Annotated in this window: 11 protein-coding genes; 2 read left to right on the top strand and 9 right to left on the bottom strand. The window is 72.1% G+C overall.

Annotated elements, in window-relative coordinates:
- Window positions 1–96 precede the first annotated feature (96 nt).
- From kstD to ACFY9E_RS35960, 4 genes are all read right to left on the bottom strand, one after another.
- Window positions 97–1878, bottom strand: coding sequence for a 3-oxosteroid 1-dehydrogenase (gene kstD / locus ACFY9E_RS35975; RefSeq protein WP_390991700.1), 1782 nt, complete (start codon window positions 1876–1878; stop codon window positions 97–99).
- Between the two features lie 93 nt (window positions 1879–1971).
- The gene (locus tag ACFY9E_RS35970; RefSeq protein ID WP_390991925.1) at window positions 1972–3048 is read right to left on the bottom strand and encodes a substrate-binding domain-containing protein; all 1077 of its coding nucleotides are present in this window, start codon (window positions 3046–3048) and stop codon (window positions 1972–1974) included.
- A gap of 151 nt (window positions 3049–3199) precedes the next feature.
- Entirely contained in the window at window positions 3200–5119 is a 1920-nt protein-coding gene (locus tag ACFY9E_RS35965) for an AMP-binding protein (RefSeq protein WP_390991698.1), read from the bottom strand.
- A gap of 234 nt (window positions 5120–5353) precedes the next feature.
- Entirely contained in the window at window positions 5354–6643 is a 1290-nt protein-coding gene (locus tag ACFY9E_RS35960; RefSeq protein WP_390991695.1) for an acetyl-CoA C-acetyltransferase, read from the bottom strand.
- A gap of 104 nt (window positions 6644–6747) precedes the next feature.
- Here ACFY9E_RS35960 and ACFY9E_RS35955 point away from each other — a divergent pair, with 104 nt between their 5' ends.
- Window positions 6748–8052, top strand: a complete 1305-nt coding sequence (locus ACFY9E_RS35955; protein ID WP_390991692.1) for a 3-oxoacyl-ACP reductase — start codon at window positions 6748–6750, stop codon at window positions 8050–8052.
- Window positions 8052–8903, top strand: a complete 852-nt coding sequence (locus ACFY9E_RS35950; RefSeq protein ID WP_390991689.1) for a MaoC/PaaZ C-terminal domain-containing protein — start codon at window positions 8052–8054, stop codon at window positions 8901–8903. Before ACFY9E_RS35955 ends, ACFY9E_RS35950 begins: the two co-directional genes overlap by 1 nt.
- On the opposite strand, the gene ACFY9E_RS35945 is transcribed toward ACFY9E_RS35950, so the two are convergent.
- The 5 genes from ACFY9E_RS35945 to ACFY9E_RS35925 form a co-directional block, all read right to left on the bottom strand.
- The gene (locus ACFY9E_RS35945; RefSeq protein WP_390991686.1) at window positions 8891–9556 is read right to left on the bottom strand and encodes a TetR family transcriptional regulator; all 666 of its coding nucleotides are present in this window, start codon (window positions 9554–9556) and stop codon (window positions 8891–8893) included. The two genes, ACFY9E_RS35950 and ACFY9E_RS35945, sit on opposite strands and share 13 nt — an antisense overlap.
- A gap of 95 nt (window positions 9557–9651) precedes the next feature.
- The gene (locus tag ACFY9E_RS35940; RefSeq protein WP_390991683.1) at window positions 9652–10962 is read right to left on the bottom strand and encodes a cation:dicarboxylate symporter family transporter; all 1311 of its coding nucleotides are present in this window, start codon (window positions 10960–10962) and stop codon (window positions 9652–9654) included.
- A gap of 66 nt (window positions 10963–11028) precedes the next feature.
- The gene (locus ACFY9E_RS35935) at window positions 11029–11130 is read right to left on the bottom strand and encodes a putative leader peptide (protein WP_329503596.1); all 102 of its coding nucleotides are present in this window, start codon (window positions 11128–11130) and stop codon (window positions 11029–11031) included.
- A 140-nt stretch (window positions 11131–11270) separates the two neighbouring features.
- Complete coding sequence (locus tag ACFY9E_RS35930) at window positions 11271–11570, bottom strand: DUF4229 domain-containing protein (protein WP_390991679.1); 300 nt, start codon at window positions 11568–11570, stop codon at window positions 11271–11273.
- A gap of 91 nt (window positions 11571–11661) precedes the next feature.
- Window positions 11662–12186, bottom strand: coding sequence for a GNAT family N-acetyltransferase (locus tag ACFY9E_RS35925; protein WP_390991676.1), 525 nt, complete (start codon window positions 12184–12186; stop codon window positions 11662–11664).
- Window positions 12187–12202: the final 16 nt, after the last annotated feature.

The raw sequence follows: 12202 nt of genomic DNA, 5'->3' as shown, positions 1-12202 counted from the left end.
TCACACTCCCGGCCCCTCCCGGCCGTCTCCCGCGCTGCCGGTCACACTCCCGGCCCCTCCCGGCCGTCTCGCGCACCGGCCGGCGCCGGCCCGGCCCTACAGAACCCCCGCGATGTCCCGCGCCGCGATGTATCCGAACGTCATCGCCGGGCCGATCGTCGAGCCGGCGCCCGCGTAGCTGTGGCCCATCACGGCCGCGCTCGCGTTTCCCGCCGCGTACAGGCCCGGGATCACCGAGCCGTCCTCGCGCAGCACCCGGGCCCGGGCGTCCGTGCGGAGGCCGCCCTTGGTGCCGAGGTCGCCGGGGACGATGCGGAAGGCGTGGTACGGGGGGAGCCAGAGGGGGGCCAGGCAGGAGTTGGGGAGGACCGACGGGTCCGTGTAGTAGTGGTCGTAGGCGCTGTCGCCCCGGTGGAAGTCGGGGTCCTCGCCCCGCCGTGCCTGGGCGTTGAAGCGGCTGACGCTGGTGCGCAGGGCCGCCGCGGGGACGCCGATCGAGACCGCCAGGGCGTCCAGGGTCCACTCCTTGTGGGCGGCGCCGGAGTCGTACCAGGTGTCGGGGAGGGGCAGCGTCGGCAGGACGTCCTTGAAGAGGTAGCGGTTGCGGTAGTTCTGGTCGACGACGAGCCAGCACGGGATGGCCGGTTCGGTGTCGTGGACGTCGTACATGGTGTGCACGACGTCGCTGTAGGGCGCGGCCTCGTTGACGAAGCGCCGGCCCGAGCCGTTCACCAGCAGCCCGCCGGGCAGGGTGCGTTCGGCGAGGCAGAAGTAGGGCTGGCCGGGGACGGGGACGGCCGGGCCCCACCAGGCGTCCTCCATCAGGTCGAGCGCCGCGCCGAGCCGCTCCCCCGCGCGGATGCCGTCGCCGGTGTTCTCCTTGGCCCCGACGGTCCACTCGGTGCCGATGGGCTGGCGCTGGAAGCGTCGCCGCATGGCGGCGTTGTGCTCGAAGCCGCCCGAGCCGACGATGACGCCCCGGCGGGCGCGGACCAGGCCGGGAGCGCCGTCGCGGGTGACGACGGCTCCCGTCACCGTGCCGTTCTCGACGTGCAGGTCCGTCAGGGGCGTGTTCAGCCAGACCGGGACCCCGGCCGCTCGCAGCCCGGCCCGCAGGCCCGCCGCGAGCGCCTGGCCCATGGTCAGGGGCTTCTGGCCGAGCGTCGCCGCCTTCGCGCCGCGGGCGAGGCACTGGGCGGCGACGGCCGCGCCCCGGGCGTTCACGGCGGCGAGGGCGATCCACTTGTAGTCGGCGCTGAAGACCACCATGCCGGCGGGGACGTCCATGTACGGCGGGTTCAGGCGGGCCAGTTCGGCGCCCAGGAGGTTGCCGTCGAACTGGTCCGGCTCGATGGAGCGGCCGTTCGGCAGGCCGCCGGGCAGCTCGGGGTAGTAGTCGCTGTAGCCCTCCATCCAGCGGAACCGGAGCGGGCTGTTCGCCATGACGAAGGAGATCGTCGCCGGGCCGTGGGTGAGGAAGGCCCGCTGCCGGTCGGCGGGGACGTCCGGGCCGACGACCGCGGCGAGGTAGGCGGCGGCCTTCGCGGGGGTGTCGGGCACCCCCGCGGCGAGGAGCACCGGGTTGTTCGGGATCCAGATCCCGGCTCCGGAGCGGGCGGCCGAGCCGCCGAAGGTCGGGGCCTTCTCCACGACGACGCAGCTCAGGCCCTGGCGCGCGGCCGTCAGCGCGGCGGTCATGCCGGCGGCGCCCGAGCCGATGACGACGACGTCGTACGTGCCGAGCGGGGGTAAGTCGGCCGCCCGGGCGCTCTGGTGCACTCCCGTGGCGGCCGCGAGACCGGCGCCGGCGGCCCCGGCCAGCAGCCGTCTGCGGGACGGGGCGCCGGCAGTCGCCGCGGTGTCCGTGCGTGTGGTCATGGCCGCTCCAGCCCGACGAGAACGCGAAAGGGGTGGGGACTGTCGCGCGGGGGTCTTGCGAAGTCAAGACCCGTGCGCCGCCCACCGCTCCCGCTACTCGAGGCCGATGGCCGCGCAGTCCGCCTTGTACTTGGCGGTGCAGATGTCCTTCACGGTGTAGACGCCGTCGGTGATCACCGTGTCCTTGATGTTGTCCTTGGTGAGGGCGACCACCGGGACCAGCATCGCGGGGATGTTCTTCTGCGTGGGGCTGTCGACCGTCTCACGGGTCAGCGCGGCGAACTCGATCGTGCGGCCCTGGACCTTGGCCACCGCGATCTTCGCGGCGTTGGTCGCCTCCAGCAGGAACGACTTGTACACGGTCATGTACTGCTCGCCGGAGACGACCCGCTGCACCGCGTCGAGGTTGGCGTCCTGCCCGGTGACCGGCGGCATCTTGGTGGCACCGGCCTCCTGGAGCGCCTCGATGACGGCGCCGGCCATGCCGTCGTTGGCCGAGTAGACGGCGGCGATGTTGTTCAGTCCGACGGACTGGATCGCCTCCTTCATGTGCTCCTTGGCGATCGCGGGCTTCCACTCCTTGGTGTCGTACTGCTTGACGATGTCGACCTGGCCCTGGAGTTCGCTGAGCGCGCCGTCCTTGAAGCGTGCGGTGTTGGGGTCGGCGGGGTCGCCGTTCATCATGACGACCTTGCTCTTCTCGGCCTTCTCACCGAGCTCCCCGATGATGGCGCGGCCCTGCACCTGGCCGACGAGTTCGTTGTCGTGGGAGACGTAGGCGTCGATGGGGCCCTCGGCGAGCCGGTCGTAGGCGATGACCGGGATACCGGCGTCCTTGGCCTTCTGGACGTCCGCGGCGATGGTCTTGGAGTTCAGCGCGTCGACGAGGATGACGTCGACCTTCTCGCTGATCATCTTCTTGAACTGCTCGCTCTGTCTGGACGCGCTGGCCTCGGCGTTGGCGTAGCGGACCGTGCCCTGGTCGTCCGTGAGGGAGGCGACTTCCCGCTTGATCAGCGGATAGTCGAACTTCTCGAAACGAGCCGTGTCCCGGTCGGGCAGCAGGAGGCCCACCGTGATGTCGTTGCCCTTCTTCGCGGCGGTGTCGTCACTCCCGCCGTCGCCGCAGGCGGCGAGGGACAGGGCCGATACGGAGACCGCCAGGGCCATGGAGAGGTGCCGAACGGCGGCCTGACGGGGGTTGCGCGCTATCACTGGTGGTGCCTTCCGATGGGGGAGCATCGTGACGAGGTGGTCGAAAGCCAACGGGCAGACGCCTGGCGTCGTCAAGAACCACGTGTGAAGAGATCGCAAAGGTGCCTCACCGCGTGTACAGGCCCTCCACTTCCGCGGCGAACGCGCGCAGCACGGCCTCCCGGCGGAGCTTCATCGACGGGGTGAGATGGCCCGCCTCTTCCGTGAAGTCTTCGGGGAGGACGGCGAAGCGGCGGATGGACTCGGGACGGGAGACCATCTTGTTGGCCTCGTCGACGGCCCGTTGGAGCACGGCGCGCAGTTCCTCGTCGTCGACGAGGAGCCCCGGCGGTACGGGGTGCTTGCCGTTCATCTGGCGCCAGTGGGTGATGCCGGCCGGGTCGAGGGTGATCAGCGCGGAGACGAACGGGCGGCCGTCGCCCAGGACGAGGCACTGGGAGATCAGCGGGTGCGCGCGCAGCCAGTTCTCCAGGGGGGCCGGGGCGACGGACTTGCCTCCCGCGGTGATCAGCAGTTCCTTCTTGCGGCCGGTGATCGTCAGATAGCCCTCGTCGTCGAGTTCGCCGATGTCGCCGGTGGCGAGCCACCCGTCGGGGGCGGCGGGGGTGACGCCGCCGGCCTGCGGGTCCCAGTAGCCGCGCAGCACGTGGTCGCCGGCGACGAGGATCTCCCCGTCGGCGGCGATGCGGACGCGGGTGCCGGGCAGGGGCCAGCCGACGGTGCCCAGGCGGGGTTTCAGGGGCGGGGTGACGGTGCTCGCGCCGGTGGTCTCCGTCAGCCCGTAGCCCTCGAAGATCTCGATGCCGGCCCCGGCGTAGAACGCGGCCAGGCGGCGGCCGAGCGGGGAGCCGCCGCAGATGGCGTAGCGGACTCTGCCGCCCATGGCGTTGCGGATGCGGCGGTAGACCAGCGGGTCGTAGAAGGCCCGGGCGGTCTTGAGGGCGCGGGTGGGGCCGGGGCCGGTGCCCGTCTGCTGGGCCTCCAGGGCCTCTCCGTAGCGCTGCGCCACCGCCACCGCGCGGTCGAACGACGCGACCCGGCCGCCCGCCTCGGCCTTGGCGCGGGCGGAGTTGAAGACCTTCTCCAGCATGTACGGGATGGCCAGCAGACAGGTCGGCCGGAAGCTCGCCAGGTCCGGCAGCAGGTGCTCGGCCTTGATGCTGGGTGCGTGGCCCAGCCGTACGCGGGCCCGGATGCAGGCGATGGCCACCATGCGGCCGAAGACGTGGGACATCGGCAGGAACAGCAGGACGGAGGCCTCTTCGCTGGTCTTCGCCCGGAAGACGGGGTAGAGCAGCTCGATGGCGTTGTCGACCTCGGCGAAGAAGTTGCCGTGGGTGAGTGCGCAGCCCTTGGGGCGGCCCGTGGTGCCCGAGGTGTAGACGAGGGTGGCGAGGGTGTCGGGGCCGAGCATGCCGCGCCGCACCTCGACCTCCTGGTCGGGCAGGTGGGCCCCGGCTTCGGCGAGCCGCGCCACGTGACCCTTCTCGACGACCCACAGGTGCTTGAGGTCGGGCAGGCGTTCGCGTTCGGGGCCGAGGGCGGCGGCCTGTGCGGCGGTCTCGGTGACCAGGGCGACCGCACCGGAGTCCTGGAGGATCCAGCGGGCCTGGAAGACGGAGGAGGTGGGGTAGACGGGGACGGTGACCAGTCCGGCCGCCCAGGCGGCGAAGTCCAGGACCGTCCACTCGTACAGGGTGCGGGCCATCACGGCGACCCGGTCGCCCGGCATCAGGCCTTCGGCGATCAGGCCCTTCGCCACGGCCGTCACCTGGCCGGCGAACTGTTCGGCCGTGACGTCGCTCCAGTGCCCGTCGGCGTCCTTGCGGCTGAGGGCCACGGCACCCGGGTTCGCGCTCGCGTTGTCGAACGGCAGGTCGGCGAGGGACCCGTGGGTCCAGGGCGGGGCCAGCGGCGGTACGGAGACCTCCCGCACGGCCCCGTCCAGCCGCCGTACCTCGGGCTCGACCAGCACCGGTCCTCCGTACGCGTCGCCGTAGGCGGAGGAGGGATACGCAGTGGACACGGGCGGCTCCTGGGGCGTGCAGCGGGGAGAAACTGCTTGCTGCATGACGTACGTGCCTCGCACGCCGAGGCGCTCAACCGGCGGAACCCCCGGAAAGGGGTTACTGCCGGTAGGAACGGGATCGTACGGCGCTCACGTGGCGGGTCTGTGCGGGTTCGGGGATGGTCCGGGGCCAGGCCTGTGCATTCTCGGGGGTTAAGTGAGGGTTCTTCAGGTTCCGCGCGCCCTCGGCCCTCAGGCCCGCTCCAGGATCGCCGTCACCCCCTGCCCGCCCGCCGCGCAGACGGAGATCAGCCCCCGGGCGGGGGCGTCCCGTTCGGTGAGGAGTTTGGCCAGGGTGGCCACGATCCGGGCGCCGGTGGCGGCGAAGGGGTGGCCGGTCGCGAGGGACGAGCCGGCCACGTTCAGCCGGGCGCGGTCCACCGTGCCCAGGCCGCGCTTCTCCCAGGCGGCGAGCGTCGCCAGCACCTGGGAGGCGAACGCCTCGTGGATCTCGACGAGGTCGAAGTCGTCCAGGCCCAGCCCGGCCCGCTCCAGCATGCGCGGGACGGCGTGGGCGGGTGCCATGAGCAGCCCGTCCTCGCCGCCGGCCACGTCGCCGCCCACGAAGTCGACGGCCGCCGTCTCGTAGGCGGTGAGGTACGCCAGTGGCTCCAGGCCGCGTTCGCGGGCCCAGTCCTCGCTCGCCAGCAGCACGGTCGCGGCGCCGTCCGTCAGCGGGGTGGAGTTCCCGGCCGTCATGGTCGGGTCGGGGTGGCCGAGGCCGAACACCGGCTTCAGGGAGGCGAGTTTCTCCACCGTCGAGCCGGGGCGCAGGTTCTGGTCGCGGGCCAGGCCGCGGAAGGGGACCACCAGGTCCTGGAAGAAGCCGCGTTCGTACGCCGCCGCCAGCCGCTGGTGGCTGGCGGCGGCGAGTTCGTCCTGTGCCGCGCGGGCGATGCCCCAGGCGCGGGCGGTGACGGCGGCGTGTTCGCCCATGGACAGGCCGGTGCGCGGCTCGGCGTTGCGCGGGATGTCGGGGACGAGGTGGGCCGGGCGCACCTTGGCCAGGGCCTTCGCCCGCCCGCTCAGCGACTTCGCCCGGCGGGCCTCCAGCAGGATGCGGCGCAGGGAGTCGTTGACGCCGAGGGGGGCGTCGCTGGCGGTATCCGCGCCGCCCGCGACGGCCGATTCCGTCTGGCCGAGAGCGATCTTGTTGGCGGCGGCGATGACGGCCTGGAGGCCGGTGCCGCAGGCCTGCTGGATGTCGTAGGCGGGGGTGCGGGGGTGGAGTGTGGAGCCGAGGACGGTCTCGCGGGCGAGGTTGAAGTCGCGGCTGTGCTTGAGCACGGCTCCGGCGACGAACTCGCCGACCGCGCCGGGCCCCTGGAGTCCGTAGCGCTCGACGAGGCCGTCGAGGGCGGCGGTGAGCATCTGCTGGTTGGAGGCGGTGGCGTAGGGGCCGTCGGAACGGGCGAAGGGGAGGCGCGCTCCGCCGACGATCGCCACGCGCCGCACCGACGGCGACAGCTGCTGGGGGCTCATCTCGACCTGCTCCTCGTCTGTGACGTAGCCTTACCTCCGGTAACCTTACTCCAGAGTAAGCACCTGTGGCTTCTGTGAGCCGTCCTCGGAACTGGGAGTTGGACATGGCCGACCGCTATCTGCGCTTCACCGGTACCGCGCCCGGCCGCTTCCTCACCCGCCGGCTGGGCCTGCCGCAGCCGGCTGCGCTGACCCGCTGGTCCCCCGAGCGGCCCGTCCTGGACGGCGGTCTGCTGCATCTCACCGCCGGCCGGTCCGCCCTCGGCCTGGCGCCGGTCCTCGCCCGTACGGGCCCCGGCCCGGCCGGCACCGGCCGCACGGCCGCCGTCGTCCTGGACGCGACCGGCGTACGGGACGTCGAGGGGCTGGCCGAGGTGCACGCGGCCCTGCATCCGGTTCTGCGGTCGGTCGCCCCGAGCGGCCGCGTGGTGTTGCTCGGCGCGCCGCTCGACCCCGCCGACCACCACCAGGCCGCGGCCCAGCAGGCCCTGGAGGGCTTCACGCGCTCCCTCGGCAAGGAGATCGGCCGGGGCACGACGGTGAACCTGCTCCGGCTCACGGACGCCGCCGCCGCGGAGTCCACTCTGCGCTTCCTGCTGTCGCCGAAGTCGGCGTACGTGAGCGGGCAGGTGATCGAGGTGGGGACATCCCACGAGACCGCTCCCCCCGACGAAGATCATCCCCTGGCCGGCCGCACCGCCCTGGTCACCGGCGCCGCCCGCGGCATCGGTGAGGCGGTCGCCGAGACACTCGCCCGGGACGGGGCCCGGGTCGTCGTCCTGGACGTGCCGCAGGCCGAGCAGGACGCCCGGCGGGTCGCCGAGCGGCTCGGCGGCACCGCGCTGCTGCTCGACATCACGGCCGCCGACGCGGGCGCGCGGATCGCCGACGCCCTGCCCGACGGCCTGGACCTGCTGATCCACAACGCGGGCATCACCCGCGACCGGCGTCTGGTGAACATGCCGTCCGAACGCTGGAGCTCCGTCCTCGAAGTGAACCTGGGGAGCGTGCTGCGCACCACGGACGCCCTGCTGAAGGACGGGACGCTGAAGCGCGGCGGCCGGATCGTCGCCACCGCCTCGATCGCGGGGATCGCCGGCAACGCCGGCCAGACCAACTACGGGGCGAGCAAGGCGGGCGTCGTCGGCCTGGTCCGCTCCCTCGCCCCGCGCGCGCTCGCGGAGCACGGCGTGACGGTCAACGCGGTGGCGCCCGGCTTCATCGAGACGAAGATGACGGCCGCCGTCCCGCTGTTCATCCGCGAGGCGGGCCGCCGTATGAACTCCCTCGCCCAGGGCGGTCTCCCGGCCGATGTCGCCGAGACCACCGCCTGGCTGGCCCACCCGGCCTCGGGCGCGGTCAACGGCCAGGTCGTCCGCGTGTGCGGCCAGAGCCTGCTGGGGGCGTGATGGCCGCCCCCGCCGATCTCGCCCTCACTCGGTCCCCCTCCCTCGCTCCGCTCCTCGCCCGCGGTGCCCTGCTGTCCCCCTTCAAACGCCCGCGCTCCGACGCGGAGTTCCCCCGCACCCGGCTCGTCGTGCCCGGGCTGCGCGTCGACCTCGCGCGGCTCGCGGCGTACGAGCGGGTCTGCGGGTTCCCGACCGGGGAGGACGCGCTGCCGGTGACCTATCCGCATGTGCTCGGGTTCCCCCTGGCCATGCGGCTGATGAGCGGCCGGGACTTCCCGCTGCCGCTGCTCGGCCTCGTCCACACGTCGATCACCGTCACGCGGCACGGCCGGATGCCGGCGAGCGACGCGTACGAACTCTCGGTACAGGTCGACGGGTTGGCGCCCCACCGACGCGGCACGGAGGCCACGGTCGTCACCGAGGTGCGCGGCGGCGGGGACGTCGTGTGGGAGTCGAGGAGCACGTACCTGGCCCGGCACCGCACGCAGCACCTGGCCGCGGTCCCCCGGGAGACGCAGGCGCGCGAGCCGCTGCCCGAGGTCGCCGAGTGGCGGCTCGCCGGGGACGTCGGGCGCCGCTACGGGGCCGCGTCCGGCGACCGCAACCCGATCCACCTGCACCCGCTCACGGCCCGGCTGTTCGGCTTCCCCCGGGCCATCGCCCACGGCATGTGGACCGTGGCCCGCTGCCTCGCCGCGCACGGCGTCACGGAGTGCTGCCATCTGCGCGCGGAGTTCAGGGCACCGGTCCTGCTGCCCGGGACGGTGACGTACGCGGCGCGGGACGGCCGGTTCGAACTGCGCGGCCGGGAGGACCGGATCCATGTGACGGGGGACGTCTACCCGGCGTGAGGGCCCGGCTGCTCCTCCGGGGGTGCCCAGGGCCGCCCCGCCATGAGGTCGCCGAGCCCGGCCCAGGCGAAGTTCATCATGGTGGCCGCGGCCTGGCGGGCCGTGACACCGGGGGTGGCGTTGGCCCAGGCGGCGAGCGACTCGGCGGCGCCGACCAGGGCCTCGGCGAGCCCGGCGACCTCGCCCTCGGGCAGGTCGGGGTCGCGGTGCGCCTCACGGGCACCGGCGAGGATCAGCTGCGTCACGAAGGCGACGATCTCCTCGCGCATCGCGGTGACCTCGGCGGCGAACGGCTCCCCGTGCGTGCGCGCCTGGAGGTGCAGGACGGACCACGCGTCCGGGTTCTCGCCGGTGTGCGTGAAGAAGGCGCCGAGGCCTTCCCAGAGCTGCCGGTCGGCGGGCAGGTCGCGACGGACCCCGGCCCGCACCGCCTCGACGAGGGCCCCCGCCTCCCTGCGGATGCAGGCGGTGAAGAGGTCTTCCTTCGAGTTGAGGTACAGGTAGACCAACGGCTTGGACACACCGGCGAGTTCGGCTATCTCGTCCATCGACGCGGCCATGTAGCCGCGTTGGCCGAAGATCCGCACGGCGGCGTCCAGCATCTGCTGCTCACGGACCGCGCGCGGCATCCGCTTGGTCTTCACGGCACCCATAGCGCTTAGCGTACGGGCCCCCTGGACGGCCCTCGCCCGGGGAACCGGGGAAGGACCGCTCAGGGGGCCCGTCGACGCGTGCGGCCGGCCGGCCGTCAGGCGGCCGCGGTGACCGGCTCCGCCTTGTCGCGCGGCTCGTCGAGCGGCTCGTCCAGGGAGGAGCCGTCGGCCGTGGCGTACGCCGTACGGTCGAGCAGGTTCTCGCGGGCGGAGACCAGCACCGGGATCAGGGCCTGCCCGGCGACGTTGGTCGCGGTGCGGATCATGTCCAGGATCGGGTCGATCGCGAGGAGCAGGCCCACGCCCTCCATCGGCAGGCCGAGGGTGGAGAGGGTGAGGGTCAGCATGACGGTCGCGCCGGTGAGACCGGCCGTGGCGGCGGAGCCGACCACCGAGACGAACGCGATCAGCAGGTAGTCGCCGATGCCGAGCTGGATGTCGAAGATCTGGGCCACGAAGATCGCGGCGATCGCCGGGTAGATCGCGGCGCAGCCGTCCATCTTGGTCGTCGCGCCGAACGGCACGGCGAAGGAGGCGTACTCCTTCGGCACGCCGAGCCGCTCGGTGACCTTCTGCGTCAGCGGCATGGTGCCCACGGACGAGCGGGAGACGAAGGCCAGCTGGATCGCGGGCCAGGCGCCCTTGAAGAACTGGACGGGGTTGACCTTGGCGACGGTCGCGAGCAGCGTCGGGTAGACGCCGAACATCACGAGGAGGCAGCCGACGTAGATGTCGGCGGTGAACGTCGCGTACTTGCCGATCAGGTCCCAGCCGTAGGTGGCGATGGCGTAGCCGATCAGGCCGATCGTGCCGAGCGGGGCGAGCCGGATGACCCACCACAGCGCCTTCTGGAGCAGGCTGAGCACGGACTCGCTCAGGGCGAGGATCGGCTGGGCCTTCTCACCGAGCTGGAGCGCGGCGATACCGGCGACGGCGGCCATGAAGACGATCTGGAGCACGTTCAGCTCGGTGAACGGCGTGATGACGTCGGTCGGGATGATGCCCGTCAGGAAGTCGATCCAGGAGCCGGTGTCCTCGGGCTTCGCGCCGTCCTTGGGCGTGAGGCCGGTACCGGCGCCGGGGTTGGTCAGCAGGCCGATGACCAGGCCGATGCTGACGGCGATCAGCGAGGTGATCATGAACCAGAGGAGGGTGCGCGAGGCCAGGCGGGCCGCGTTGTTGACCTTCCGCAGGTTGGTGATCGAGACCAGGATCGCGAAGAAGACGAGCGGGGCGACCGCGAGCTTCAGCAGCCCGATGAAGGTGTCGCCGACCTTTTCCAGCGTCGTGACCAGCCAGGACAGGTCCTGGCTGCGGGCCAGCCAGCCGAGCAGCACACCCAGGACGAGACCGGCGAGTATCTGGGCCCAGAAGGGCACCTTGAAGGACTTCGTGTGTGAGGACACGGACTGACTCCGTTGGGGGGACGCGTAGGGGAGCTGACGTGGGAGACGACGGGGGGTTGCGTTACGTCAGGGACGACAGAAAGCGGACGCGCACCGACAGAGATCCACGTGCAGGCGCGCCACGAGCGGAACGCTCAGGGGCGAGTGGGGCGCGACTGCTGACTTCATACAACGACCTTAACACCGGAGCTTTGAGGACCTCAAAGCCTGGCTTTGACAGGTGATGACTCACACACACCCATACAACGCAAAGCGCCCCGTTTCCGAGCATGTACGGAAACGGGGCGCTGCGAAGCGTGTGGGGGACCTTACGAGGCCTGCCCCTGGGCCCGGGCGGTGTCGTCGGCCACGTCCTCCTGGCTGCGGTTGGCGTCCAGGTTGGCCTTCATCCGGTCGACGCGCTGCGCGACCTGCACGGAGGCCCGGTCCCGCTCCTTGCGCAGCACGACGAAGCTGATCGGCGCGGAGATCAGCAGGGCGAGCAGCACGACCCACAGCCCGTTGCTGTTGCCGAGCCCGCGCGGGGCGATGCCGGAGTAGACCGCGCCCCAGACGACCACGAGGCAGCCCACGAAGATTCCGAGGCGCATCAGCGTGTAGCGGAGCATCTCAATCCACTCTTCCGGTTCGAACGGTCGGAACGCACCCAAAGGGGCACCGTCCAGTGAAGCACGACGGGCGGCCGATCCTGCAGGGGGGTCAGGCCAGGGGCAGCAGCATGATGACGTCGTCGCGGTCGTCCCCCGGGGCCACGCGGATCGCTCCGGGAATCCGCCCGACCTCCTTGTAGCCGCAGGAAGCGTAGAAGCGCTCAAGACCGAGACCGCCCCGGCAGGTCAGCCGGATCGCCTCGATCCCGTCCATCCCCCGGGCCGCGTCGGCGGCGGCGGCGAGCAGGTCGCGGCCGTAGCCCTTGCCCTGGTGACGGGGATGCACCATCACGGTGTACAGCCACAGCCAGTGGGTCATCAGGTGATGCGTGTTGAAGGTCAGGAAGGCGGTCGCCGCGACCTGCCCCGCCTCGTCGTGCCCGACGAGCAGCTTGACCCGCCCCTCCGCCATCGAGGCGAAGTGCTGCACCAGCGCGGGGCGGATCTCCTCCCGCGTCACCGGCGGCACGTACCCGACGGCGCCGCCGGCGTTGGAGACATCGGTCCACAGATCGAGCAGGCCGTCACGCAGCTCGGGGGTGACGGCGGGGTCGAGCGTGAAGGTAAGGGGCATGCCGGGATTGTAGCTA

Source organism: Streptomyces sp. NPDC012466, from assembly GCF_042955215.1.
In the GTDB taxonomy this organism is placed as follows: domain Bacteria; phylum Actinomycetota; class Actinomycetes; order Streptomycetales; family Streptomycetaceae; genus Streptomyces.
The sequence above is the reverse complement of the archived record's forward strand: the minus strand, read 5'-3'. Positions and strand labels throughout refer to the sequence as shown.

Coding starts and splice junctions, on each gene's coding strand:
- kstD (WP_390991700.1), bottom strand. CDS start 1,878: ATGACCACACGCACGGACACCGCGGCGACTGCCGGCGCCCCGTCCCGC.
- ACFY9E_RS35970 (WP_390991925.1), bottom strand. CDS start 3,048: ATGGCCCTGGCGGTCTCCGTATCGGCCCTGTCCCTCGCCGCCTGCGGC.
- ACFY9E_RS35960 (WP_390991695.1), bottom strand. CDS start 6,643: ATGAGCCCCCAGCAGCTGTCGCCGTCGGTGCGGCGCGTGGCGATCGTC.
- ACFY9E_RS35955 (WP_390991692.1), top strand. CDS start 6,748: ATGGCCGACCGCTATCTGCGCTTCACCGGTACCGCGCCCGGCCGCTTC.
- ACFY9E_RS35950 (WP_390991689.1), top strand. CDS start 8,052: ATGGCCGCCCCCGCCGATCTCGCCCTCACTCGGTCCCCCTCCCTCGCT.
- ACFY9E_RS35945 (WP_390991686.1), bottom strand. CDS start 9,556: ATGGGTGCCGTGAAGACCAAGCGGATGCCGCGCGCGGTCCGTGAGCAG.
- ACFY9E_RS35935 (WP_329503596.1), bottom strand. CDS start 11,130: ATGAAGTCAGCAGTCGCGCCCCACTCGCCCCTGAGCGTTCCGCTCGTG.
- ACFY9E_RS35930 (WP_390991679.1), bottom strand. CDS start 11,570: ATGCTCCGCTACACGCTGATGCGCCTCGGAATCTTCGTGGGCTGCCTC.
- ACFY9E_RS35925 (WP_390991676.1), bottom strand. CDS start 12,186: ATGCCCCTTACCTTCACGCTCGACCCCGCCGTCACCCCCGAGCTGCGT.